The sequence below is a fragment of the Sphaerisporangium krabiense genome (genome assembly GCF_014200435.1).
Taxonomy (GTDB): Bacteria; Actinomycetota; Actinomycetes; order Streptosporangiales; family Streptosporangiaceae; genus Sphaerisporangium; species Sphaerisporangium krabiense.
Window position 1 is genome coordinate 5,025,397 of record NZ_JACHBR010000001.1, and the last position, 24,734, is coordinate 5,050,130.

Sequence of the window (24,734 nt, forward strand, 5' to 3'; positions counted from 1 at the left end):
GCGCCTCGTCAGCCGAGCAGCGCCGCCGCCCTGCGTTCGTCGCCGCCCGCCGCCGCGATCCCGGCGAACTGCAGGTCGATGAAGGCGTCGCTCACCTGGTCACGGCGCAGCCGGACGCCTTCGGCGTCGCGGCGGACCTCGGCCACCCGCTCCAGGAAGCCGAGCAGGTGGCGGCAGGGCCCGAGGGCGAGCACCTCCTCCAACGGGACGCCGGTCCGCTCCTCCCACAGCGCCCGGGACGCGCCCTCGAACGTGGTGAGCGACTGGTAGAGCAGCCGGGACGCGATGGCCGGGGACGCGGCGGGGTAGTGCTCGTCGAAGCGCAGCGGATCCCGGTTGTAGGCGGCCAGGAAGCCGCGCCGATGGGCCAGGTACTCCCCGGCGATGAGCGAGGTGGCGCCGGAGCCGAACCCGGCCCAGTCCATGCGGAGCTGGAAGTACGCCATGTCGCTGTGGCACCGGCGGTGGCCGAAGTGGCTCATCGCGTACTCGGGGAAGCCCGCCTCGACGAGCATGGCGGCGCCGCGCGCGTACGCGGCCTTCTGCTCCGAGCGCAGCATCGCGGTGGTGCCCCGGGTCACCTGCCGGCGCAGGACCGTGCCGTGCGCGGGCCGGTAGGGGTACAGCGCCACGTGGGTGACCGGCAGTTCGAGCGCGGCGCGCACCGAGGCGGTGACCTCGTCGAGGTCCTCGCCGGGCAGCCCGCAGATCAGGTCGATGGACCGGTCGTCGAATCCGGCCTCGGCCGCGAGCTCGACGGCGCGTCGCGCCTCGCCCGCGTCGTGGCTGCGGCCGAGCCTGCGCAGCCGGCGGTCGTCGAACGACTGCACGCCGCTGCTCCAGCGGCGGAAGCCCACCTGCCGGAAGGCGGCGAGCTTCGCCGCGGTCAGGCTCTCCGGGCTGCACTCGATGGTCGCCTCCACCATGCCGGAGGACAGGTCGAACACCTCGTGCAGCGCCGCCCCGATCTGCTCGATCTCGTGCTCGGCGAGGATGCTCGCCGTGCCGCCGCCCCAGTACATGATCTCCGGCCGGTACCCCCGGCCGGCCAGCTCCGCGCCGCGCTCCCTGATCTCCTGGCAGAGCGCGGCGATGTAGGCCCGCCTCGGGGAGTCGGCGGGGCGCAGCAGGAGCTCGGCGGTCGGGATCTCGGTGACCCAGTCGCAGAAGTGGCACTTGGAGCTGCAGAACGGAATGTGCACGTAGACCAGCAGCGGCCGCGCCTCACTCACCCCGGCCATCCGACGAAGATCGTGTGGGCCAGGAAGGACAGCACGCCGTCCAGCCCGAGCGCCTCGTTGGACAGGTCGTCGACATAGCTGGAGCAGTCGGTCGTCCCGATGCCCAGCCCGGTCGCCGCCAGGTGGACGTTCTGCGACATGCCGCCGCATTCGTGCAGGACGAAGCGCATGCCGCGCGGGCCGTACTTGCGCATGGACCGCCAGGGCCTGGCCACCAGCATGACGATCGCGGCGGCGCTCTCGATGGAGATGACGCCGCCGGGGATGGCGAACGAGTCGCGCAGCCGGTCCACCGTGGCCCGGTCCCCGGTGCGGACCAGCACGTCCTTGACGGGACTGTAACGGTAGGTGCCCACGGCGAGCTCGGGCACGTCCAGGGCGGCCAGGTGCACCTCGACCGGATAGAGGCCGCCGCCGCTCGGCACGGCGCGGAACCGGAAGGTGGCGGTGCCGCCGCGCATCAGCTCGGCGTCGGCCTCACCGGTGACGCCGGCGGCGAAGCGCAGCATCGTGCCGACCTCGGCGAGCGCGACCGGGTCGCCGGTGTACCTGCGCACGCTGCGGCGGCGGATGACGGCCTCGTCGAGCGCGATGCCCAGCTCCACCGGCGGCGGCAGCGCGACGGTGTCGGCGGCGACCGGCGTCTCGTCGTCGATGATGGACAGCGTGGTCGCCATCACGTCGCCGAAGTAGTCGGAGCCGGAGAGCTGGGCCTCGCGGTCCCACGGCGCGTAGCGGCCGGCGACGATGAACTCCTCGGCGACCCGGGGGAGGCGGGTCTCGCCCAGGTTGTCGTAGTGGGCCTGGTGGGTGACCAGGCCGACCGTGTCGAGGTCCGGGCTGAGCATGCGGTACGCGTTCACCCCGCAGCTCGCCTCGGCGAGCTGCGGATCGATGACGTTGTCCATGGAGGCGCCTACTCCTGGAAGATCTCGGTGGGCGGCGGGACCTCGCGGTTCAGGGCGATCGACTGGTCGATGAGCTGCTCGCCGGTGACCGGGGCCGCGTACTCGCCGACCCGGAACGTGGCGTGGGCCCATTCGCTGAACTGCACGAGCCCGAACCGGTTGCCGTCGGCGTCGACCACGCTGGCGCCCCGGCCCATCGAGTCGCCCGCCTCGCCGCGGTAGAACGGGCTGTCGCGGAACTGCTCCTGGAACTCGGGCTTGATCTGCTTGGGCAGCGGCAGGTCGTACGGCCCGGCCGTGACCTCGCCGCCCCGCTCGGCGATCCGCTTGAGCGCGCCGTCCAGGTCGTTGACGTGGAAGTAGACCGTGATTATCTCGCCGGGGAACCTGCGCTTGTTCACGGTGAGCAGGATTCCGTCGCTGGACACCGGGGCGTGGTAGGAGATCTCATACGAGAGGGAACGGGCGAGCGGCATTCCCAGAAACGATTCGTAAAAGGCGAGACCGCGATCCATGTCGTCCACGGGAACGTTGATCAGTACCGGTTTTGGAATGGCGGACGCGTCGATTTGCGAGCTGTTGTCCATGGCGGGCACCACGCTTTCCGACTCGGTGGGTGACGGGCGGGGGACGGGGCCCGGGGCTGAGCCGCCGAGCCCCGCCGCTGATCACTACGGACGCACGATGGTGCCGCAGGAGCTGGACGTGCAGCCCGCGCAGCACGAGGACGCGCCCGGAAGCACGACGCCGAACCCGGTGCCGGACAGGCCGGCGCCGAGCGGCTGAGCCGTCATGCTGCGGTGGTCGATCGTGGCGGTGTTCTCGAGTTTCATGCCGTGTTCACCCCCTTCCCATGGGTGGTGAACGGGAGTCCCCCCGTGAGATCGAGGGCACGGATTGCCGCCGGGCCCTGGCGCCGCGCTCGATCCATCGAAAGGCCCCTTTTCTTGGGATCGGACGCACCGATCATCACATAATTGGTTTTTGTGTCAATGATGAGAATTCACGGCGAACGATGGTGACAAATGTCATCGGGCAATGATGCGGAAGCGGGCTCCCGGGCGGTCCGGCACGCTCGTAAAGTGCTGCGTCGGCGGCACTCGGAGGTTCCGCCGACCTGCTGACCGCGTCCGCAAGAGGCATCGGGAGGCCCTGACCGCGATGACACCTGACACCGCACACGTGAGCATCCGGGACGTCGCCTTCAGCTACGGCAAGGTGCGGGCGCTCGCCGGGGTCACCCTCGACATCCGCGCCGGGGAGATCGTCGCGCTGCTCGGCCCGAACGGCGCCGGCAAGAGCACCCTCACCCACATCATGCTCGGGCTGCTGAGCCCACAGGCCGGCCGCGTGAGCCTGTTCGGCGCCTCCCCGGAGGACGCCGTCGCGCAGGGCCGCGTCGGAGTGATGCTCCAGGACACCGGCCTGATGCGGTACGTGACCGTACGGGAGCTGGTGGGCCTGGTCGCCGCCCAGTACGGCCGGGCCGCCGGCACCGGGGACATCCTGCACGAGGCCGGGCTGACCGGCCTGGAGACGCGCCGGGTGAGCAGGCTCTCGGGCGGCCAGCGGCAGCGGGTCAAGTTCGCGCTGGCCATCGCCGGCGACCCCGAGCTGCTGTTCCTCGACGAACCGACCGCCGCGCTCGACGTGCAGGCACGCCACGCCTTCTGGCGCGACATCCTCGCGCGGGCGGGCCGGGGCAGGACCATCGTCTTCGCCACCCACTACATCGAGGAGGCGGAGGCCTACGCCAACCGCATCGTCGTGCTGCGGGACGGCAAGGTGGTCGCCGACGGGCCCGCCCGGCAGATCATGACCCGGGTGAGCGACGTGACCATCCGCTTCAGCACGCGGGAGGCCAAGGAGGAAGAGCTCGCCAAGCTGCCCGGCATCGTGCGGGTGGACGCCGGCGGCGCGGCCGCCGGCCACTGGGAGCTGGTGACCTCCGACCAGGACGCGACGCTGGACGCCCTGTACGGCGCCGGGCGGTCGGGGATCAGCGGCCTGGAGATCTCCCGCACCTCACTGGAGGACGTCCTGCTCGCGCTGACGAAGGAGACCGGACAGTAATGGCCCGCTACATACGGCTCGACGTGGTCAGCATGGTGCGCAGCGGTTACTTCCTGGTGTTCTCGGTGCTCTTCTCGGCCGGGTTCTACGTGATGTTCACCAAGCTGTTCACCGTGCAGGGCTGGACCTCCGCGTCCGGGTTCGCGGCCACCTACATGGTGTCGCTGGGGGTGTCCGGGGCGTTCTACGCCGCGCTGACCGGCGGCGGCATCAGGCTCGGCGAGGAGCGCGGCAGCGGCTGGGCGCGCCAGCTCACCCTCACGCCGCTGTCGCCGCGGCGGTACGTCTTCGGGAAGCTGGTCGCGGCCTGGCTGCTCGCGCTGCCGGCGCTCGCGGCGATCTTCCTCCTGGCGGTCCTGCTCAACCGGGTGACGATGCCCCCGGCGAACTGGGCGCTGACGCTGGCGGCGACGTGGGGCGGGAGCCTGTGCTTCGCGGTGTTCGGCGTGGCGATCGGGTTGCTGGTCGCCGGAGAGGCCACCCAGTTCGCCTGTCTCGGCGTGTTCTTCCCCATGGCCATCCTCGGCGGCCTCTGGTTCCCGACCTCGGCGTTCCCCGAGGCCGTGCGGCGCGTCGTCGAATACCTCCCCACCAGCGCCCTCTACCGCCTCGGCATCAGCGCCGAGCAGGGTTCGGGACCGGTGGCCGTGCCGCTGCTGGTGCTGGCGTGCTGGACGGCGCTGGCGGGCATGGCCGCGCTGGCGCGGCTGCGCCCGGAGTCGCTGAGCCCCGCCCGCTGAGCACCCGTCAGAGCCAGTCGTTGGCGGCGGCGATCCGCACGGCCTCGTGGCGGTTGCGCGCACCGGTCTTCTGGATGGCCCGGGTCAGGTAGTTGCGCACCGTGCCGCCGCTCAGCCGCATGGTCCTGGCGATCTCGGCCACGGTGAGGAAATCGCGGGCGTGCCGCAGGACCGCCACCTCCTGGCGGGTCAGCGGGCACGGCTTGGCCAGCGCGATGCGGGCGGCCAGCTTGTCGTCGATCACCAGGTCGCCGGCGGCGACCTGCTTGATCGCGATGACCAGCTTGGCGGGCGAGGTGTCCTTGACCAGGTAGCCGCGGGCTCCGGCGTTCAGCGCGGCCCGCAACGCCTCCGGTTCGCGGTACGCGGACAGGATCAGGCACCTGGTCTCCGGCGACAGCCTCGCGAGGGCCGCCACCACCCGCACGCCGTTCGGCACCTCGTCCTCGGCGTTCCCCGCGTGCCCGGCCGCGCCGGGCATCTGCAGGTCCACCAGGGCCACCTGCGGCCGCACCAGCGTGCCCACCGACACCGTCTCCTCGACGTTCGCCGCGGTGCCGACCACCTCCAGGTCCGGGTACCCGGACAGCAGCAGTTCGAGCGCGTTGCGGATCAGGCTGTGGTCCTCGGCGATGAGGACGCTGAGCGGTCGTGCAGGCACGGTTCTAGCCCCCCTTGACCAACCGGGCGATCACCCGGACGCCGCCGTCCGGCGACGCCTCCACGAGCAGTTCCCCGCCGGCCTGCTCCAGCCGTTCCCTCAGCCCCGTCAGGCCGGCGCCGGGCACCAGGGGCCCCCGGGGCCGCCCGTCGTCCTCCACGGTCAGCCGGTCTGGCCCGAAGATCACCCTGCACGTCTGGGCGCCGCTGTGCTTGACGACGTTGGTGACGGCCTCGCGCAGGAACCACGCGAACGGCGCCCGCCGGTGGACCTGCGTCGGCCCGCCGAACACGGCGAGGTCGATCCCCGCCCAGACGAGCAGCTCCCGGGCGTCGTCCAGCTCCGCCGCGACGTCCGGAGCCCGCATCTCCTCCACCACGGCGAGGGTGTTGTTCAACGTCGTGCGGGCCAGCGCCGCGATGTGGCGCAGGTGCGCCTCCACCGGCTCACCGGACTGCTCCTGGGCCACCACCTCGGCCCGCATGACCAGGGCGACCAGGTCACGCCCGACCAAATCGTGCAGGTCCCGGGAGAGCCGCCGGCGTTCGCGCTCGGTCGCCACGCGCTCGGCCGCCTTCTGGGTCTCCCACTGGGTGACGGTGAAGTCGATCAGCTGGTGGATGCCGGTCATGGTCAGGGCGAACACCCCCAACTGAAGCGCCAGCATGCCCAGCCGGACCGGAGTCGTTCCCCGCGCCATTCCGACGAATATCACGACGAGTACACATCCCGCCGCCGACAGCAGTCCCGTGGTGGGGCGCTGGGTGATGACCAGGCAGGTAAGGAGGTAGAACGGGAGATAGTAAATCCAGTTATACGGCAGGACGGCCAGCAGGGCGAATCCACTGGCCATCAGGGCGGCGAATGCCCACGGCGTCCGGACGCGCCTGGACCGCGGTATCGAACTGAACACCACGCGGACGTAGCTGGCGCCGAAGACGAGCACGCCGGCCGCCGCCGCGAACCACTGGACCGGAGCGGGGGACCGGGCGGCGAAATCCGGCCACAAGCTGAGGATGAGCAGCAGGAAGGCGACCGTGAACAGGCGCATTCCCCCGTAAAGCCTCGCCGACGGCGCGCCACTCGCCCGGACGATCTCCGCCTCGTCCCGCACGGCATGGATCGTCTCACAAGGGCCGGACCTTTGAGGAGGTCGGCGGCGGAACTCCGCAATATGGAAGATCATCCTTCTGGGAAATCGGGTAAGTGAGGGCGCCACTTGGGGTGCTCCTACCTCGCTCACCTCACCGGCCATCTTCCGTTACCGCCGTGGTAACGACCGCGTCGCTTTGAGTGGCATCCCGTCGATCCCCAGAAGAAAATGTTTCGTTCCGTGGCCGTCGGATAACGCGAAAAGAACACGGTCCGCAAGAGCAGACACCCCGGAACCACGTCCCGGGAGTCGCCGGCCTGAAAGGTGACGGGCTCGCTCGGCTTACCGTGACCACAGAAACCTTTGCGTCGAGCCCTGGCAGTCCGAGCATGACGGAGATCGGGGCCGGCGCGGCGACGGTCATCCCTGTCATGCGGCCGTACTCGCCCGATCGGCCAGGTCGACCCGCGGTCGCGGGCATTCTCACGCCGCGGCCGGACGATGCCGACCGCCGTCGCGGTGTCACGCCGGCCCGGTCACGACGAAGAGCAGGTTCCGCGCCTGGTCGCGTAGCCTTCGCACATGTCGCGCGCGGTCGTTGTGGTCACCGATTCCACCGCATACCTGGAGTCCCGCGAGATCGCGCGTCTGGGCGTCGTCGTCATTCCTCTGCACGTCGTCATCGGCGAGCGCACCTTGGACGACGACGCGCCGATCACCCCCGAAGTGCTGGCCGCCGTCCTCCACGCCCGGTCGGGGGCCTCCACCTCCCGCCCCGCTCCGGAGCGCTTCGCCGAGGCCTACGAACGCGCCGCCGCCCTCGGCGCCACGGGCGTCGTGTCCGTTCACATCTCCGGGCGGATGTCCGGCACGGTCGACTCGGCGCGGATCGCGGCGCGGGACGCTCCCATCCCGGTCGAGGTCGTCGACAGCGGCTCCCTGGCCATGGGCCTGGGCTTCCCGGTGCTGGCCGCGGCCGTGGCCGCCCGCGCCGGTGCTCCCCGCGCCGAAGTGGCGGCGGCGGCGCGCGCCCGGGCCGAGGCGACGAAGAGCTTCTTCTCCCTCGACACGCTCGAACACCTGAGAAGGGGCGGGCGCATCGGCGCGGCGGCCGGACTCGTGGGCTCCGCGCTCTCCATCAAACCGCTGCTCCACATCACCGACGGGACGATCGCCCCCTTGGAGAAGGTGCGGACGACGACTCGCGCGATCTCCCGCCTGGAAGAACTCGCCGTGCGGGCGGCGGGCGACGGCCCGGTGGAGGTGGCGGTGCACCATCTCGCCGCCCCGGAGCGCGCCGCGACGCTCGCGGACCACCTCGCTCGGCGGATCCCCGGCCTGATCGAGATCCGGACCGTGGAGGTGGGCCCGGTCGTCGGCGTCCACGTGGGCCCGAAGATGCTCGGAGTCGCCGTCACCCCTGGCCTACCCGGCCTGCCTTCGCCCGACCGCTCCAGCGCCCGCTGAGACACGGCCGTACATTCCCCACCAGGTCATCCTCTGCCTCGCGGCACCATCCCTGGACGGTGAGCCGACGAACGCCGGAGGGCGAGCCGGCGAATGCCGGACGGTGATCCGGCGGAGAATCACCGTCATCCGGTGAACACGCGGATCGGCCACGCGGGGGGACCGGACACCCGGGCAAGCGTCGACCCGGCTTATCCACAGAACCCCGTTCGGTTCCTTGGGTGGGTCCGGCGGCGGCATACCGTCGCGCTCGTGCGAACGACCGACAGGCCCATCCCGGAAAGCGCCGCCGCCGCGCACCGGCTTCGCGCGCTGACCCCCTTGGGCCGGCCGTGGCGGTCCTACGCAAATGTCCACACAGCTCGTTCACGACCCTCGGGGGAGGACATGTCACACCGGCCGAGCCCATCTGACGTCGAGAACCGGCCGCCGCTCGCCGAGGCCGATCCACATGTGCCCGTACGCCCGCCCAGTCCGAGGCCGCGGCACGAGGACGCAGCGGCCGAAGACTCCGGCGCCCCCCGCCATGTCGAAGAACACCGCACCCACGCCTGGGCACGTGGCCACGCGCGTCCACGAGAGGGCGATGGTCCCGCGACCGAGGAACCGGGTCAGATGACCGACCGTGCCTCCTCCAGCATGCGGCTCACGACCGACCCCTATCTGAAGGAAGGGCCTCATACGGGCCGCCTGAAGGAAGGGCCTCACGCGGGCCATTTGGGGGAAGGTGCTTATGCGGGCTACTCGGTGGAAGGGCCTCAGGCCGGCTACCTGCGAGAAGAGACTGAGGCGGGTTATCTGGGCGAAGACGCTGAGGAGGGTGAGTACGCCCGCCCCGTAGGTCAGGGGCACGCCGCCCCCGCGAGCCGTCTCCGGTCGGAGCCGGTGCCGTTTCGCTCTCTCGGTGACAAGGTGCGGGACGTGGCGGCCCGATGCGGCCCGGCGCTCGATCCGGGTCGGCCGGGCCTGCGCCTGCTGATCGTCCTCGGGGTGCTGGCCGCGCTGGTGGGAGGCGTCACCGTCTGGCGGTCACGGCCTACGGCGGAAGCCGTGACGCCTCCACCTCTCGCGTCCGGCCCGCCGCCCCTGTCCGGTCCGCCTCCGTCTGGTCCGCCACTGTCCGGTGCGCCCTTGTCCGGTCCGCCTCTGGCGGGGCCGATGTCCGGGCCGGGCCCGGCCGGGCTGCCGCTTTCGGGCAGACCGTCCCTCTCTGTGGGCGGTGCTCCAGGCGCGGCGCCGATGGCCGCGATTCCATCGCCGGGCGCCCAGGTCGTCGTTCATGTGACCGGAAAGGTCAAGAAACCCGGCATCGTCCTCCTTCCCATCGGCTCGCGAGTGGCCGACGCGGTGAACGCCGCAGGGGGAGTGAAGTCCGGCGGGTCCGGCGCGCTCAACCTCGCGCGCAAGCTCGTCGACGGCGAGCAGATCGTCGTGGGCGCTCCAGGTGTTCCCGGCGCGCTGGGCGGCGCCCCGGTCGCGCCCGCGCCCGGTCCGATCGCCGCTCAGCCTGAGGTCATCGACCTCAACACCGCGAGCGCCGGCCAGCTGGACGCCCTTCCCGGCGTCGGCGAGGTCCTCGCCGCCCGCATCGTCGAATACCGCCAAGCCCACGCCGGTTTCCGCAGCGTCGCCCAACTCCGCGACGTCACCGGCATCGGCGACCGCAAGTTCGCCGATCTCCGCGACAGGGTCCGCGTATGAACAGGCGCCCGTCCCCGGACGGCGCCCGCCGGTGCTCCTCCGCCCGCACCCGCCTGATCACGGCGCTCGCCTCGTTCAGGGGGTGGGCAGGTGAGGTGGTGGCCTGAGTCATTGGACATGCCGCGCGGCCTTCGGGCTGTGTCCACGTGGAGCCGGACGATCCGGACGGCGGTGTCGTCGAATTCCTCGCACTCGTGGAGTTCGCGTACTCCGACGGATTCCGAGCCCGCGTCCGAGTCGGGGCTCGCGGCGGAGAAAGGCCGCTTCAGCGGAGACCTCCGGCTTGTCGCGCCCGCCGTCGCCACCTGGGCGACGTCCCTCGCACTGCTGGACTGCTCGGTACGAACGAGCGTGATCACAGCGGTCACGGCTCTGTCGGGCGTGGCTGCGATCGCCTTCGCACGCATGGCGAGGGACGAAGCCCATGGTGTCCGCCGGCCAGGTTCACCAGGACGCCGCCTGGGCCATGCGATGCGCCACGTGAGCGAGGTGCTCCGCCGCATGGGGCGTCCGACTCGCTGTTCGGCTCCCGCCGATCCTCATCGACGCGGTGGGGTGATCGCCCCGGTCGTCGGCGGATGTGCGAGCGAGCGGGACGTCTTCGGACAGGCCGGGCCGCGGAATGTCGCTCATACCGGGTGGGGGCGGGTCGCTCAGGCATGGTGGGGGAGTGTCGCCGTCGGAGTCCTGGGGTGTGTCGCGGCGGCCGCGTGTGCGGTGGGGTTCCGGGTTCACGGCGTCACCACCGGTCCGGTGGCCGAACTCGCCTCCACACGATCGCCGGTGACGGCCGAGATCAGGGTCACCGGCGATCCGAGGACGCTGCCGGGGCAGCACGGCACGGCACGGCGTGAACGAGTGATCGTGCAGGGCTCCGTCGAGCTGGTCGAGACCGTCTCGGGGACGAGATACAGGACCGATTCGCCGGTCGTCGTATTCGCCAACGGACCGGGATGGAGCGCGCTGCTGCCCAGCCAGCGCGTGCGGGTGCGCGGCAGGCTCGGTCCCGCCGAGCCGGGGACGCTCACGGCCGCGGTGCTACTGGCTTCGAAGGCGCCGGAGGTGCTGTCCGGACCGTCCACGCCCCAGCGCGTCGCGGGCATGTTCCGGTCCGGCCTGCGCGAGGCCGCCGGCATCCTTCCTCCGGCGGAGCGCGGTCTGCTGCCCGGGCTGGTCGTCGGCGATCTGTCGCTGATGGACGAGCAGGTGAGGCGGGACCTCGCCACGGCCGGGCTGAGCCATGTGACCGCGGTCTCCGGGGCGAATCTGGCGATCGTCGCGGGCGCGGTGGTCGTCATGGGCCGCCTGGCAGGGCTGCCGCTCGCGGCCCGCGCCGCGCTGGCCATCGCCGGCATGATCGGTTTCGCCGTGGTCGCCCGTCCTTCGCCCAGCGTGCTGCGGGCCCTGGTGATGGGATCCGTGGCGGCCGTCGCGCTCGGGACCGGCCGCTCCAGGGACGGCCTCGCCGCCCTGGCGGCGACCGTGCTCACGCTGATCCTTTTCGATCCCGGGCTGGCACGCGAGTACGGCTTCGCCCTGTCGGTGCTCGCGACCGGAGGCATCCTGGTATTCGCGCCCCGGTGGCGCGACCGCCTGGCCCGGCGCATGCCCACGATCGCCGCCGAGGCGCTGGCCGTGCCGTGCGCGGCCCAGGCGGCGGTGACGCCTCTTCTCGTGCTGATGTCGGGCCAGTTGGAGGCGGTCGCCGTCCCGGCCAACCTTCTGGCGGGACCGGCCGTGGCTCCGGCCACGCTGCTGGGTTTCGCCGCCTCGCTGGTGGCGCCCGTCAGCGTCGACATCGCCCGCTGGCTGGTCTGGCCCGCCGGGTACGCCGTGGGGTGGATCATCTGGGTCGCACGGCAGGCGGCGGGTCTGCCCGCGGCCACCCTGTCATGGCCGGGCGGAGCGGTGGGGCTCCTCCTGCTCGTGCTCAGCGCCGTGGCGCTCTGGCTGCTCCTGCGCCGCCCGACGTTGCGTCTGGCCGCATGCGCCATCGCCGGCGGGCTGATCATCGCCGTGCTGGTGGTACGTCCGGTCGTGGCGTCGTGGCCGCCGGACGGCTGGCTGCTGGTGTCCTGCGACGTCGGCCAGGGCGATGCGCTGGTCCTGGCGGCGGGGCGGGGGCGGGCGATCGTCGTGGACACGGGGCCGGAACCGGCGTTAGTGGACAGGTGTCTGCGCGAGCTGGGCGTCGAGCAGGTGCCGCTACTGGTGCTCACCCACCCGCACTTCGATCATGTGGGCGGGCTGGACGGGGTGTTCCGGGCACGTCAGGTGGGCGCCGTCCTGGTCAGTCCGGGGGAGCGGTCCCGAGGGGAGGCGGGACGGGTGTCGGCGGCGCTCCGGCAGCGCCGGACGCCTGAATGGGTCGCGACACCTGGCATGGCGTGGCACCTCGGCCCGCTGGCGCTCACCGTCCTGGGGCCGTCCGAGGAGGCGATCATGGCGGGCCCCGGAGAAGGCTCGGTGACGAACAACGCGAGCATCGTCCTGCACGCCCGCTGGCGGACCGGCTCCGCGCTGCTCTGCGGCGACGTCGAGACCGAGGCCCAGGAGGCCCTGCTGAAGCACGGCCTCCCACAGGCCGACATCCTCAAGATCCCTCATCACGGCTCCGCCCGTCAGGACCCGCGCTTCCTCGCCGCGGTCCGCGCGAGCGCCGCGCTGGTCAGCGTCGGCGAGGACAACGACTACGGCCACCCGGCCCCACTGACGTTGACCCGCCTGCGCACCCTGGGCATTCGCGTCTACCGCACCGACACCCAAGGCGACCTGGCCGTCACAGCCGACCAAGACCATTTATCCATCGTCCCCCGACACCACTGACCAGCGGCCCTCGCACCAAGATCACCGAGGCTCACCGACCCGGCGAGCGATCTCGTCGGCGCGAGCGGTGGCGGGTGGGAGAGACGCGGACGCCCGCTGTCCCATGGACCACAGGGCCTGATGGCTATGGGGTCGGGTCGTGTCCGCCTCGGTGAGCCGTCCGCCTTGGTGGGCCGTCAGGCGGTGAGCAGTGCTCCCGCGGAGCCATAACGGGTGGCGGAACCGGGGCGGGCGGGTTGGTCGTGTCCGCCTGGGTGAGCCGTCCGCCTTGGTGGGCCGTCAGGTGGTGAGGCGGCGCTTCCGCGGAGTCATCACGGGTGGCGGAACTGGGGGGCGGGTTGGTCGTGTCCGCCTCGGTGAGCCGTTCGCCTGGGTGAGCCGTCCGCATTGGTGGGGCGTCAGGCGGTGAGGCGGTGCATCTGTGGAGTTGGGACTGGATGGGCGGGTTAGCGGGATGTGGTGGGGCGGTGGGCGCGGAACTCGGTGTTGAGGTCGGCGGCGTAGAGGGAGCGGCAGCAGACGGCGCAGCGGAAGAGGATGGGACCTTCGTCGAGCATGGCTCCGCAACGCGGACAGTCGTGGCTGCGTGTGTTGGTCTTCATTGTGGGTCTCACCTCCTCTTTCGGGCTTCGTGCCTTAAGACTCCCAGAGCATACCTGCAGTTGGATTGCTGGTTACTTGCAGTCTGACTCCGCGTTAACTTGTGTGTCGCCTGTGGGGGATGGGGTCGATGAGGACCGTGCCCGGTTCGCCGGCGGATTGCCGTGGGAGTCCCGGGACGTGGCATGCTGCTCGCATGGCGACCGACCCAGCCCCTGTGACGCTTGTGATCGGCGACGAGGAGCTGCTCGCCGACCGTGCGGTGACCTCCGTCATCGCGGCCGCGCGCGCCGCCGACCCCGACGCCAAGGTGCACGATCTGTTCGGCGGCAAGGTGGAGCCGGGCGAGCTGACCCGCCTGACGTCCCCCTCGCTGTTCGGCGATCGCGCGATCGTGGTGTTCAGGTCGGCTCAGGATCTCGGCAAGGACGTGGCGGCCGAGGTCGTCGCCTACACCAAGGCGCCCTCCGAGGACGCCGTGGTCGTCCTGGTCCACCCGGGCGGTGTGAAGGGGAAGGCCCTGGTCGACGGGGTCAAGAAGGCCGGGGCGGCCGTGGTCACGGTCGCCAAGCTGACCAAGATGGGCGAGCGCCTGGACTTCATCCGGGGCGAGATGCGCGCCGCCGGCCGTTCCATCGGAGGGGACGCCGCCCAGGCGCTGCTGGACGCCGTGGGCAACGACCTTCGCGAGCTGGCCGCCGCCTGCAATCAGCTCGCCTTCGACACTCCCGGCAAGACCGTGGACGAGGCGGCGGTGGCCCGCTACTACCGGGGCCGCGCGGAGGTCAACGGCTTCGCGGTCGCCGACTCGGCCGTCGAGGGCCGGCTCGGCGAGGCGCTCGAACAGCTTCGCTGGGCGCTGTCGACCGGCGTCGCCCCGGTGCTGATCGTCAGCGCGCTCGCGGGAGGCGTCCGATCGCTGGCCAAGGTGGGCAGCGCTCCCCGCAACCTGCGCGGCGGCCGTCTGGCGAGCCACGTCGGCATGCCGCCGTGGAAGGTCGACCGGGTGTCGCGCCAGCTCAGCGGCTGGACCCCCGAGGGCATCGCCCGCGCCGTGCAGGCGGTCGCCGTGGCGGACGAGCAGGTCAAGGGCGGCGGCACCGACCCCGCCTACGCCCTGGAGCGCACGATCCACACGATCGTCGCCAGCCGCACCGGCCGCTGACCGTACCGACCCCTGACCGCCCGGCAGTCGCGCGGTGGTCGTTGACCGGCCGCAGGACGAGGACGGCGCGGCCGCTCGGCGGAGCTCGATCGCCTCGTGACGCTCGGGGTCGCCGGCCGGGAGCGGGATCAGGTCGTCGCCGGGGTGGGCGTGAGGGTCAGGTCGTCGCCGGGGCGGGCGAGCGGGATCAGGTCGTCGCGGGGGCGGGCGTGAGGGTCAGGGTGCCGTCGTGGAGTTCCAGGACGGTGTCGGCCAGGGAGATCAGGTTGGGGTCGTGGGTGGCGACCAGGGCGGTGACGCCTTCGCTGCGGACCACGGCGCGCAGGAGCTCCATGATCTGCCGTCCCGTCCCGGAGTCGAGCTGACCGGTCGGCTCGTCGGCGATCAGCAGCCGTGGCCGGTTGGCCAGGGCCCGCGCGACCGCGACGCGCTGCTGCTGCCCGCCCGACAGCTCGTAGGGACGCTGGTTGGCGTGCTTCTCCAGGCCGACCATGGCGAGCAGCATGCGCACGCGCTCCTCGCGTTCGGCGGCCGGCGTGCGGGTGAGGCGCATGGGAACGCCCACGTTCTCGGCCGCCGAGAGCACGGGAATGAGCCCGAACGACTGGAAGATGAACCCGATCACGTCGCGCCGCAGTTCCAGCAGCCCCGCCTCGGGCAGCTCGGTGACCGCGCGCCCCGCCACGAGCACGCGCCCGGAGTCCGGGCGGTCGAGTCCGCCGACCTGGTTGAGCAGCGTCGTCTTGCCCGACCCCGAGCGTCCCCTGATGGCGACGAGCTGCCCGGGATAGGCCTCGAACGACACCTCGCGCAGCGCCACGACCTCTTTGGGGCCGGTCCGGTACACCTTGCGCAGTCCCCGCACGACGACCAGCGGCTCGCCGTCGGGCGCGGCCTCGGGACGCGCCGTGGTCTCCACCTGCTCGCTCACTCCCCGTCCTCCGCCCGTGGCCTGTCGGGCCACACGCCGATGTGGTCGCGTTCCAGCTCCAGCCGGACGCGGCGCTCCATGTTGAGCGCCTGGGTGAAGTCCCTGGGCAACTGCAGCCGTCCGACCCGGTCGAGCACCGCGTACTCCTCGGCGATGATCCCGCCGTCGGAGCCTTCGCGGCGCAGGGTCTCGCTGCTGGTCCGCCCGTCTCGGATGCCGACCGTCCGGTCCACCTGCTCCGACACCAGCGGGTCGTGCGTGACGACGACGGCGGTGACGCCGAGCTCGCGGTTGGCGCGGCGCAGCGCGGCGAAGACCTGCTCGGAGTTCTCGCTGTCGAGCTCGCCGGTGGGCTCGTCGGCCAGGATGACCTGCGGCGCGTTGGCGAGCGCGACGGCGATGGCGACGCGCTGCTGTTCGCCGCCCGACATCTGGGCGGGCCTGCGGTCGGCGCAGTATCCGACGCCGAGCAGTTCCAGTAGCTCGTCTGCGGCGGCGGCCTTGCGGTCGCGGATGCCCGCGAGCCGTACCGGCAGCTCGACGTTCTCGCGGGCGGTCAGGTACGGCAGCAGGTTGCGCGCGGTCTGCTGCCAGATGAACCCGACGACCTCGCGCCGGTAGCGCAGGCGGTCCTTGGCGGACATGGCGAGCAGGTCGGTGCCGGCGACCCGGGCGAGCCCGGCGGTGGGCACGTCCAGCCCCGACAGCACATTGAGCAGCGTCGACTTGCCCGAGCCCGACGCGCCGACGATGGCGATCAGCTCGCCTTCCTCGATAAGCAGGTCGAGCCCTTGGAGGGCGACGACCTCGACGCCCTCGGTCTTGTAGATGCGGACGAGGTTGTCGCACAGGATGTGCGCGCTCTCGCCGAAGGCGGGCTGGGCCTTGCCGGCCCGCGCCTCCAGCTCCGACAGGGTCGGCGTGTTCACTTACTCACCCACTCGCAGGGTCGAGCCGAGGGACCGGCGTCTGCCGATCACGGCGTGGAGGAAGGCCCCCGCCAGAGCGACGACGGCGAGGCCGGCGGCCAGCAGGATCGGTGTGGTCGGGTCGAGGCGGTAGTCGTCGATGGCCATGTCGCCGGCGTAGGCGCTCAGGTCGATGCCGGGGCCGAGGGCCGAGGGGAGGGCGAGGCCGAGGGCGAGCCCGGCGCACGCGGTCAGCAGGATCAGCGGAGCGATCTCCAGGACGGTGAGCCTGGCGGCCTGGCGTTCTGACAGGCCGAGCGTGCGCAGGTAGGACAACGCCCTGGCCCGGTCGGCGGCGCCGACGACGAGCGCGATGACGACGGTCAGCAGCGCGTACACCGCCAGGGCGATCGTCACGATCAGGAAGCTGTTCTTGATCGTGCCGGTCAGCGGGGTCTTGATCACCCGCTCCAGCGCGCGGTCGAACGTCTCGACGAAGACGTCCGGGCGGTTCCCGGTCGCGGCGGCCAGGGCTCGGGCGTCGATGCCGCCGCCCGAGCCGGTGCCGCCGATGAGCAGCATGTTCGTGTAGACACGGGATCCTGCCCGCTGGGAGGCGTCGTAGGGGACCACGATCAGGTTCATCGGGCTGAGGCTGATCCCGGGCAGTCCCTCGGTGATCACGCCCGCTTTGGCGATCTTCATGCGGACGTGCCAGCCGATCTCGAACGTGCTGAGGTGGCCGAGGTCGGGGGAGACCAGCGCCGGGATGGCGGGCGCCGGCGCGTCCGGGGGCGGGGCGGGCACGCTCAACGGGGCGTGCGCGACGAGCCGCCGGTAGGCGTCGAGGTCCACCGCGACGATGGTCGCGGTCTTGCCGGTGTACCCGATCTGCGCCTTCCCCTTGTCGGCGGGGACGATGTCGCGGACGCCGGGCACCTGCCGCACCTTGGCGACGGCGTCGGCGGGCAGCTCGGCCTCGCGTTCGACGCGGGCGTCGGCCCCGGTGGCCTGCCAGGCGGCGAGCCGCTGCGTGGCGTCCAGCGTGCCGCCGACCACGGCCCCGTACACCGACACGGCGAGGGCGGGCAGCAGGATCACCACGGGCAGCGCGGTGACCGACCGCGCCCGCGCCGCCAGGGTGAGCCCGACGAACGGCACCGCGGCGCGCGCCCGCCCGGCCAGCCACACCACCAGCCGCAGCGGGTACGGGTAGCACCGCAGCGTGATCAGCGCCGCGGCCACGGTGAGCGCGGCGGGCACCAGCATCAGGAACGGGTCGGCGCCGGCCGCGGCGACCTCGGTGGTCAGGCCGCGGGTGCGCAGCAGGTACGCGCCCGCCAGCGCCAGGACGACGACCAGCACCTCCAGCATCGTCCGGCGCGGCGACGCCCGCCGGGCCACCACGTCGTCGCGGCGCTCCCGCAGCGGCGTGCGGTGGGAGAGCGCGACGCGGGCCGCGGCGAAGACGGTGGCGAAGGCCGCGGCCGCCGGCGGGCCGAGGTGCACGATGGGGGTGAGCGGGCCGGGCAGCAGGTACGACAGGCCGTAGCCGATCAGCGCGGCGGGGAAGGCGGCCAGCGCGACGGTCCCGGCGGCCGTCCGCACCACCTGCGCCAGCGACGCCCCGCGCGCCCGCGTCAGGGACAGCGCGGCGCGCATGCGCTCGGTGAGGAGCTGGACGGCCAGCGCGATGACCCCGGCCGCGACGACCGCCAGGCCGCCCAGGAGGAGGACCATCAGGCTCTGCGCCGTGGCCAGCCGTCCGAGGAAGCCGCCCAGCACCTCCCGCAGCCCGGTCTCCACCCGGAACGGGGCGAAGGCGCTGGGCTGGGAGTAGGTGCCGATGGACCGCCCGACGACGGCCCTGACCTCGCGCTCGAAGTCGTCCACGCCCTTGATCGCGTCCGCCGCGTTGCGGGCGTTCAGCGCCGCGGGGGAGACGCCGATGACCCAGTTGTAGGTGAGGTCGCGGGCGGAGTTGTTCAGCCCGGCCAGCGAGCTCTCCGAGGAGATCGCCGTGATGTGGTTCTCCTCGGTGTCGGACGCGGGGTCCTGGCGGACGGTGACCTTGAGCGCGTCCAGGTTGTGGTCCCAGTACCGGTCCGACGGGTTCACCGGTTCGAACAGGCCGGTGACCCGGGCGAGCATGGGGTTGCTGTTGCCGAGGATCAGCGTGGTGCCGACCGGGACGCGCATCTTCTCCGAGGCGCTCCTGACCAGCGCGATCTCGAAGAGGTCGATGTCCTTCATCTCCGGGTGGCCGGGCACGGAGGCGAGCCGCCGCGGATCGCCGGGGGGAGTCCCCTCCACGTAGCGGATCCGTGCGGCGGTCCCGGACAGCCAGCCCACGTTGACGTACTGCCGCGGGACCTGGCCGTCCTCGAGGCGTCCCGCCACCGGCGTGCCCACGGTCTTGGCCGAGAAGTGGCTGTCGGCGCCGGGACCCGTGGCGAGCAGGGGCTTCAGGGACGGCGGGACGGCCGAGCGCCACCACACGTCCTTGGCGCGGAAGTCGTCCTCGGACGCCATGGCCTGGTCGGGGGCCCCCGCCCGCAGCCGCACCGCCAGGTCCGTCTGGTTGGCGCCGGTGTCGTCGACGATCCCGCGCAGCGCCTCGTCGAAGGCGGCCTCGAACCCGCGCGGCAGCCCCGCGACGAGCAGGGAGGCGCTCAGCGTCAGCAGCGCGAGCACGGCGGCCGCGCCCCGGTGCACCCTGAGCAGGAGCAGAGGGTTCATCGGTCCTCCCCAATGCGCAGGGCCCGTCCGAGCCCCTGGCGCCGCAGCGACCGGGCGAGCCCGGCGACGATCCCGAACAGCACCGCTCCCATGCCGGCCAGCATCGCCAGCGTCGCCGGCCACGGTATGTCGAGCATCACGTCCGGGGTCACCGCCGCCGCCTGCCCGGTGAGCACGATGTGCGGGACGACGAGCGCCGCCACGCCGACGGCGAGCACCGTGCCGCCGACCAGCGACAACCCGATGAGGAACGCCTGTTCCACGGCCAGCAGCCCGAAGATCTGGCGGAAGCTCAGCCCGAGCGCCCGCAGGATCGCGAACTCCGACACCCGCTCCCGCGCCGCGACGGCCGCGTTCACCAGGAAGCCCAGCGCCGCGAAGATCAGCGCGGCGACGAAGCCGAGGATCAGCGCGCCCTGCAGGCCGCTGGCGAGCGGGTCGTCGCGGAACTGCCGGGTCAGCGAGGCCAGGTCCACGACGGTCTGGTCCCATTCGGGGTGGTGGGACAGCTCCCGCGCGGCCGGTGCGGGGTCGCCGCCGCGCGCCGACATCCACCATTCGCCGGGGGCCCGTGGTTCACGCGCCGCGCCCAGGTCGCGGGCGAGCAGGGAGGGCAGGTCGGCGAGCACGGCGGGCACGCCGGGCGCGGTCCCCGGCATGGCCTGGACGATCCCGGCGACGCTCACCGTGACGGGCTGCCCGTCCAGGGTGAGCGTGCCGGTCCTGCCCGGGACGAGCCGCTCCTTGGCGGCGATGTCCTCGGTGACCACCACCGGCAGCGGTCTGAAGATGGACGCCCTGGACCCGCCCGAGGTGAGCGGCTGGAACAGGTCCCGGTTGCCGGCGCCGGCGGGCGCCGCGACCAGGGCGACATACTCGGGGTCGGCCGTGCCGTCGACGGTGGGCGGCCGTGGCACGGTCAGCGTGAACAGCGACGCGCCGGTGGCGACCCGCTCGCCGGTGAGGTTGCCCTCGCCCCGCACGATGTGCCCCCACTGGACGCCGCCCGGCATCGTGACCTCGGCGCCGGTGTCGGTGGCCAGCGACTCGACGGCGACCTCCAGGCCGCTGCCGCCGCGCGCGGGCACCGGGACCCGCAGGATGAAGCCCCGGATCGCCAGCGGGTGGCTCAGCCGTCCCGCACGCCCGCCGAGCGCGGCCAGGTCGGCGGTGACCCGGTGCGGCCGGCCGTCCGGGACGAGCGGGCCGAGCGTCACCTCGCGCTGCACGCCGAGCGCGTCGGCCACCACCATCCGCAGGCCGGTCTCCCGGTAGTCGGGGCTCGGCGCGGGCGCGTCGAAGCGCAGCCGCACGTCCACGGTCAGCTTGGCCGGGGTGCCGGGCAGCGGGATCGCCCGCGTGTCCGGCCGTCCCGCGGCGACCCGGGAGGCGAGCGCGCCGATCGTGTCGTCGGCCAGGTCCTGCCTGAGCATGAGCACCTGGCCGACCTTGGTCGCGTCGGCGGCCAGCAGCGTGCCGGTGCCGCCCGCGTACGTCGCCGAGCCGCGGTACACGGGGGTGATCGCCGTGACGCCGGGCAGCGCGGCGTACGCGCCGCCCCTGCCGAGCGGGCCGAGCTCCGCGCCTTCGACGGGGCCGGACACGCGCAGGTCGGCCGCGGCCTGGTGGCGCGCCTGGTCGGTCTGTGAGCCCCGCCACGTCGCCGCCGTCGCCATGGACACCACGCCGATCGCCACCGCCATGGTCAGCAGCAGCGCGGGACCGGAGTAGCGCAGCGGGCGGCGGCTCACCTGCCAGGCCCCGAGCGCCGGGGCCAGGCCCGGCCTGCGCGAGGTGAAGCGCTCGGCGATCCGCGAGACGCGCGGGACCAGCCGCAGGCCGAGCATGCCGCCGCACAGCAGCGCCAGCGCGGGCCCGGTGATGATCAGTGGGTCGATGCCGAGCTCGCCGCCCGCCGTCGCGGTGACCGGGGAGCCGTAGTGCTGGAGCTGCCAGATGGCCAGCGCCGCCACGACCAGCAGCCCGACGTCGCCGCCCGCGCGCTGCAGCAGCCCCTGCTTGTCGCCGCGGCCGCGCGCCGCCTGTTCCTCGACGTAGGTCCTGCGCCCGCCGCGCAGCGCGGGCAGCGCCAGCAGGACGGCGCAGGCCAGCGCCACCGAGGCCGACACCGCGAACGTGGCGGGGCCGGGCTCGGGCGCGATGCGCACCCCGGCGGCCCGGATCCACGGCAGCGCGTTGATCAGCGTGAGCAGCGGCGGGGCCAGGAACGGCGCCACGATCGCGCACGGCACGGCGACCAGCAGCGCCTCGGTGCCGGTCAGGACGGCCAGGCGCATGCTGCCCGCGCCCCGCGAGCGCAGCAGCGCCACCTCCATGCGGCGGTGGTCGGCCAGCAGGCGGGCGGTGAGGATCAGCGCGTACGCGGCGAGCAGGAGCAGCTGCAGCACCGGGACCAGCATCGTCGAGCGGGCCACCAGCGCGGCCTGGTCGAGCTGGGTGAGCATCTCCGGCAGGCGGCTGGAGGTCTCGCAGGACGGGCAGTCGCGCCTGAGGTCCTGCCCGAGGCCCGCCACCTGGGCGGCGAACGGGCGCAGGCGCTCCTGGCGCAGGTCGCGCAAATCGGGGACGGCGGTCCAGCTCATCGTGACGCTCGACGCCGAGGTGAACCGGGCCAGGAACGTCTCCCGCGGCACCATCAGCGGGCCGTAGGTCGTGTAGTCGCCGCGCTCCACGCCCCTGCGCAGCAGCTCCTCGCCGTCCCAGCGCTCGGCGTAGGGGTCGTTGATCTGGAAGACGCCGGTGAGCGTGGCCTGGACGGGCTTGCGGTCCAGGCGGCCGGTGACCGTCAACGTCTGCCCGGCGGCCAGGTTCAGCGCCTGGGCGACGGTCTGGGAGGCCGCGACCTCGACGGCGCCGCCGGTGGCCGCCCGCGGCCAGCGTCCCTGGAGGAGGTGCGCGTACCGCTCCAGGCCGTCGTAGGTGCCGAACCGGGTGAGCTCGGGGCGGTTCAGGCGTTCCTGGCCGGGCAGGGCGTAGGAGTCCGAGCGCGCGCTCAGCGTGACCTGGTGCGGGACCGTCTGGTCCTTCTTCAGCGCGTCGACGCGGCTGAGGACCGCCTTCTCGACGTCGGCGAAGGCGCCGCGCTGCACCGGGACGGTGATCTTGGTCGCGGTGACGGACGTGGAGGCCGTCTCCATCGCCCGCCGGACGCCGACGTCCGCGACCGAGGACGCGTACATGGTGAGCGCGACCAGGGTGGTCGTGGCCAGGAGGATCGAGCCGAAGGCGGCGAAGATGAGAAGCGGCTCGTTGAACGCACGTCTCAGCACCAGCGGTGTTCGCCCCCGCATGAACCGCCTCCTGCCGCCCTATCCCGTTTCGCACACCCTAGTTATGGTTTCGGGCGAGGGAAGAGGCCGGGGATCACGGTGATGTAGCCGATATGCAGCGGAAACTACCGTGTGATATCGAAATTGTGACATTCCCGCATCCTCGATATTCGGTCACCTCCGAGGGGTTCACCGGCCGCGCCGCTACCGGCCGGCGGACGTGCCGACCAGGGTGGGCGAGTCGGCGTCCGGGATGAACTTGCGCGGCGGCCCGCCGTCGAGCGGGGCGACCCAGATGTCGGCCGCCGTACGCCCGTCGGCCACCTTGGGCACGGCGTACATCACGTGCCCGGCGTCCAGCCAGGCCACCTGGTCGTCCACGCTGCGCTTCTCGCCCAGCGGGCTCTCCCGGCCGGTCCGCAGATCCAGCCAGGAGAAACGCCAGGCGTCCTCGGAGGTGTCGTTCACCCGCTTCTTGTAGACGACCTTGGTCTGGTCCGGGGACAGCGACGGGCACTCGGCGTTGTCCTGCAACGCGGTCAGCGTGCGCGCGGCCAGGTCGCCCCGGGCGAGGTAGGTGCGGCCCGACGCGGCGACCGTGGCGAAGAACGTGGTCGAGTCCGCGGCGAAGGTGACGCCCCACACGTTGCGGTCGGCGCTCTCGTCCCGCGTCCCGTTGATCATGAACGTGAAGTCCTCCAGGTCGGCCACCGGCTCGCCGTCGCTCTGGTAGATCACGGTCTCGGTGGAGAACCCGAGCGAGATGTAGTCGTGCCCGCTGACGAACACCGTTGTCGCGAAACGCCGGCCGTCGGGGGCGACCCGGCCCCTGCTCGGCACGCCGTTCAACGGCTCGTCCCCGGCCTCGCGGAGCCGCCCGTCCAGCCGGACCACCTCGTACGGCTGGGTCGGCACGCGCCCCGCCCGCAGGCAGATCGCCTGTCCCGCCGCCGCGGCGACCCGCAGGCAGCGCGGGCCCGCGAGCCGGGAGGCGCCCGGCACGCCGCCGGTCACCGCCGCGTACCCGATCCTGCCGTGGTCCGCGCCCGGCCTGAGGGAGCGGAACACCACGTGCTCGGACCCGAACAGCCCGGTGTCCACCTCGCCCGCCGCCGACGGCGTCCTTCCTCCGAGCACCGAGGTGAGCACGGTCGTGACGGCCACCCCCACCAGCAGGGCCGCCAACGCCAACGTGATCCGTGAACGCATCTCAGACCTCCGATCGGGTGCGGAGCAGGACAGGGGAGACGGCGAGCAGGACGACGGCGAGTCCGGTCGCGAACGTCCCCAGCGCGGCCGCGGGCCCGGCCACCGTCCACAGGCCGCCGAAGGCGAGCGCCGCCAGGCTGCGGCCGAGCGCCACGCCGGTCTGCAGGGTCGAGATCGCCGTCGCCCGCCACTCCGCCGGGACCAGCACCGAGGTCGCCGCGGGCAGCACGCCGTCCGTCGCGGCGTAGTACAGGCCGAGCAGGGCCAGGGTCAGCAGGACGGCGACGAGCCCGCCGGCCAGGCCGGTGACGCTGTACGCGGCGACGACCGCCACGTGCCCGGCGACGAAGACCCGGCGTCTGCCGAGCCGGTCGGCCAGCCGCCCGAACGGGACCGCGGCGGCCAGGTACACCGCGCTGGTGCCCAGGAACAGCAGCGGGAACAGGTGCGCCGACACCGCGCCACGGTCCAGCAGCACCAGGTAGAGGAACGCGTCGCTGACCGTCAGCGCCGACAGCGCCGTCGCCGCCACCAGCAGGCGGCGCACCTGCCTGCGCCCCGCGAGCAGCCGCCCCGCCCCCGCCAGGGTGATCCGCGCGGGCCGCGGCGCCCTCGGGGCCTCGGCGACCTTGCTCACCAGCAGCAGCACGCCGAGGCCCCCCACGCACAGCGACACCGTGAAGACCGCGTCGAAGTCGCCGGGCATCGCCATGAGCAGGTAGAACGCCGCCAGCGGGCCGATCGCCGCGCCGAGCGTGTCCAGCGCGCGGTGCACCCCGAAGGACCGTCCGAGCATGCCCGGCTCGCTGCACCCGGCGATCAGCGCGTCCCGCGGCCCGGTCCGCAGCCCCTTCCCGACCCGGTCCACGCCGATCGCGACCGACAGGGCGGCCACCCCGGCGGCCGGGAGCAGCAGCGCCTTGGACGCCACGCCCAGGCCGTACCCCACGACGGCGACCGCCTTCGGCCGGCGGGAACGGTCGGCGATGTAGCCTCCGGCGACCCTGGCGGCCGCGGTGCCGGCCTGGTAGACGCTGTCCAGCACGCCGAAGGCCAGCGCCGGCAATCCCAGCCCCACCGTGACGAACAGCGGTAACACCGCGGTGACGATCTCGGTGGAGATGTCGGTGAGCAGGCTGACCATTCCGAGGACGACGACGGTCTTCGCCACCCGCCCGGCCG

The 24,734-nt window shown here is 72.7% G+C and carries 18 protein-coding genes; 6 read left to right on the plus strand and 12 right to left on the minus strand.

Features of this window, described 5'->3' with window-relative positions; all coding sequences use genetic code 11:
* Positions 1–8: 8 nt before the first annotated feature.
* From BJ981_RS22175 to BJ981_RS22190, 4 genes are all read right to left on the minus strand, one after another.
* Positions 9–1,232, minus strand: a complete 1,224-nt coding sequence (locus BJ981_RS22175; RefSeq protein ID WP_184613343.1) for a coproporphyrinogen-III oxidase family protein — start codon at positions 1,230–1,232, stop codon at positions 9–11.
* Positions 1,229–2,149 carry a SagB/ThcOx family dehydrogenase gene (locus BJ981_RS22180; protein WP_184613345.1) on the minus strand — a complete coding sequence of 307 codons (921 nt, stop codon included), beginning with the start codon at positions 2,147–2,149 and terminating at the stop codon, positions 1,229–1,231. Before BJ981_RS22180 ends, BJ981_RS22175 begins: the two co-directional genes overlap by 4 nt.
* 8 nt (positions 2,150–2,157) lie before the next feature.
* Positions 2,158–2,736 carry a VOC family protein gene (locus tag BJ981_RS22185; protein WP_260324668.1) on the minus strand — a complete coding sequence of 193 codons (579 nt, stop codon included), beginning with the start codon at positions 2,734–2,736 and terminating at the stop codon, positions 2,158–2,160.
* An 84-nt stretch (positions 2,737–2,820) separates the two neighbouring features.
* Positions 2,821–2,982 (minus strand): hypothetical protein, encoded by a 162-nt coding sequence (locus tag BJ981_RS22190; RefSeq protein ID WP_184613349.1) that lies wholly within the window; start codon positions 2,980–2,982, stop codon positions 2,821–2,823.
* 349 nt (positions 2,983–3,331) lie between these two features.
* Between BJ981_RS22190 and BJ981_RS22195 the strand changes: the two genes are divergently transcribed.
* Complete coding sequence (locus BJ981_RS22195; RefSeq protein ID WP_204070013.1) at positions 3,332–4,222, plus strand: ABC transporter ATP-binding protein; 891 nt, start codon at positions 3,332–3,334, stop codon at positions 4,220–4,222.
* Entirely contained in the window at positions 4,222–4,962 is a 741-nt protein-coding gene (locus BJ981_RS22200) for an ABC transporter permease (protein WP_184613352.1), read from the plus strand. The genes BJ981_RS22195 and BJ981_RS22200 overlap by 1 nt, the downstream gene beginning before the upstream one ends.
* A gap of 7 nt (positions 4,963–4,969) precedes the next feature.
* On the opposite strand, the gene BJ981_RS39305 is transcribed toward BJ981_RS22200, so the two are convergent.
* Together BJ981_RS39305 and BJ981_RS39310 are read right to left on the minus strand one after the other, a co-directional pair.
* Positions 4,970–5,623, minus strand: a complete 654-nt coding sequence (locus BJ981_RS39305; protein ID WP_184613354.1) for a response regulator transcription factor — start codon at positions 5,621–5,623, stop codon at positions 4,970–4,972.
* Between the two features lie 4 nt (positions 5,624–5,627).
* Positions 5,628–6,737 (minus strand): sensor histidine kinase, encoded by a 1,110-nt coding sequence (locus tag BJ981_RS39310; protein ID WP_184613356.1) that lies wholly within the window; start codon positions 6,735–6,737, stop codon positions 5,628–5,630.
* 561 nt (positions 6,738–7,298) lie between these two features.
* Between BJ981_RS39310 and BJ981_RS22215 the strand changes: the two genes are divergently transcribed.
* The 4 genes from BJ981_RS22215 (at position 7,299) to holA (ending at position 14,475) form a co-directional block, all read left to right on the plus strand.
* Positions 7,299–8,183, plus strand: a complete 885-nt coding sequence (locus BJ981_RS22215; protein WP_184613359.1) for a DegV family protein — start codon at positions 7,299–7,301, stop codon at positions 8,181–8,183.
* Between the two features lie 1,239 nt (positions 8,184–9,422).
* Positions 9,423–9,884, plus strand: a complete 462-nt coding sequence (locus BJ981_RS22220) for a ComEA family DNA-binding protein (protein WP_221314747.1) — start codon at positions 9,423–9,425, stop codon at positions 9,882–9,884.
* A 753-nt stretch (positions 9,885–10,637) separates the two neighbouring features.
* Positions 10,638–12,710, plus strand: a complete 2,073-nt coding sequence (locus BJ981_RS22225; RefSeq protein ID WP_239139016.1) for a ComEC/Rec2 family competence protein — start codon at positions 10,638–10,640, stop codon at positions 12,708–12,710.
* A 796-nt stretch (positions 12,711–13,506) separates the two neighbouring features.
* Positions 13,507–14,475, plus strand: coding sequence for a DNA polymerase III subunit delta (holA, locus tag BJ981_RS22230; RefSeq protein WP_184613365.1), 969 nt, complete (start codon positions 13,507–13,509; stop codon positions 14,473–14,475).
* 187 nt (positions 14,476–14,662) lie between these two features.
* Here the strand turns inward: holA and BJ981_RS22235 are convergent, their stop codons facing one another.
* The 6 genes from BJ981_RS22235 to BJ981_RS22260 all read right to left on the minus strand — a co-directional run bounded on the left by BJ981_RS22235 (position 14,663) and on the right by BJ981_RS22260 (position 24,723).
* The gene (locus BJ981_RS22235; protein WP_239139015.1) at positions 14,663–15,406 is read right to left on the minus strand and encodes an ABC transporter ATP-binding protein; all 744 of its coding nucleotides are present in this window, start codon (positions 15,404–15,406) and stop codon (positions 14,663–14,665) included.
* Positions 15,403–16,335, minus strand: a complete 933-nt coding sequence (locus BJ981_RS22240) for an ABC transporter ATP-binding protein (protein WP_184613369.1) — start codon at positions 16,333–16,335, stop codon at positions 15,403–15,405. The genes BJ981_RS22235 and BJ981_RS22240 overlap by 4 nt, the downstream gene beginning before the upstream one ends.
* Positions 16,336–19,053 carry an FtsX-like permease family protein gene (locus BJ981_RS22245; protein WP_184613371.1) on the minus strand — a complete coding sequence of 906 codons (2,718 nt, stop codon included), beginning with the start codon at positions 19,051–19,053 and terminating at the stop codon, positions 16,336–16,338.
* The gene (locus BJ981_RS22250; RefSeq protein WP_184613373.1) at positions 19,050–22,364 is read right to left on the minus strand and encodes an ABC transporter permease; all 3,315 of its coding nucleotides are present in this window, start codon (positions 22,362–22,364) and stop codon (positions 19,050–19,052) included. Before BJ981_RS22250 ends, BJ981_RS22245 begins: the two co-directional genes overlap by 4 nt.
* 183 nt (positions 22,365–22,547) lie before the next feature.
* Positions 22,548–23,552, minus strand: coding sequence for a TolB-like translocation protein (locus tag BJ981_RS22255; RefSeq protein ID WP_184613375.1), 1,005 nt, complete (start codon positions 23,550–23,552; stop codon positions 22,548–22,550).
* 1 nt (position 23,553) lies between these two features.
* Positions 23,554–24,723 (minus strand): MFS transporter, encoded by a 1,170-nt coding sequence (locus tag BJ981_RS22260; RefSeq protein ID WP_184613377.1) that lies wholly within the window; start codon positions 24,721–24,723, stop codon positions 23,554–23,556.
* Positions 24,724–24,734: the final 11 nt, after the last annotated feature.

Bases quoted from the DNA above. Each gene is read 5' to 3' on its own strand.
- BJ981_RS22180 (WP_184613345.1), bottom strand. From the start codon at position 2,149: ATGGACAACGTCATCGATCCGCAGCTCGCCGAGGCGAGCTGCGGGGTG.
- BJ981_RS22185 (WP_260324668.1), bottom strand. From the start codon at position 2,736: ATGGACAACAGCTCGCAAATCGACGCGTCCGCCATTCCAAAACCGGTA.
- BJ981_RS22190 (WP_184613349.1), bottom strand. From the start codon at position 2,982: ATGAAACTCGAGAACACCGCCACGATCGACCACCGCAGCATGACGGCT.
- BJ981_RS22200 (WP_184613352.1), top strand. From the start codon at position 4,222: ATGGCCCGCTACATACGGCTCGACGTGGTCAGCATGGTGCGCAGCGGT.
- BJ981_RS22215 (WP_184613359.1), top strand. From the start codon at position 7,299: ATGTCGCGCGCGGTCGTTGTGGTCACCGATTCCACCGCATACCTGGAG.
- BJ981_RS22220 (WP_221314747.1), top strand. From the start codon at position 9,423: ATGGCCGCGATTCCATCGCCGGGCGCCCAGGTCGTCGTTCATGTGACC.
- holA (WP_184613365.1), top strand. From the start codon at position 13,507: ATGGCGACCGACCCAGCCCCTGTGACGCTTGTGATCGGCGACGAGGAG.
- BJ981_RS22245 (WP_184613371.1), bottom strand. From the start codon at position 19,053: ATGAACCCTCTGCTCCTGCTCAGGGTGCACCGGGGCGCGGCCGCCGTG.
- BJ981_RS22250 (WP_184613373.1), bottom strand. From the start codon at position 22,364: ATGCGGGGGCGAACACCGCTGGTGCTGAGACGTGCGTTCAACGAGCCG.
- BJ981_RS22255 (WP_184613375.1), bottom strand. From the start codon at position 23,552: ATGCGTTCACGGATCACGTTGGCGTTGGCGGCCCTGCTGGTGGGGGTG.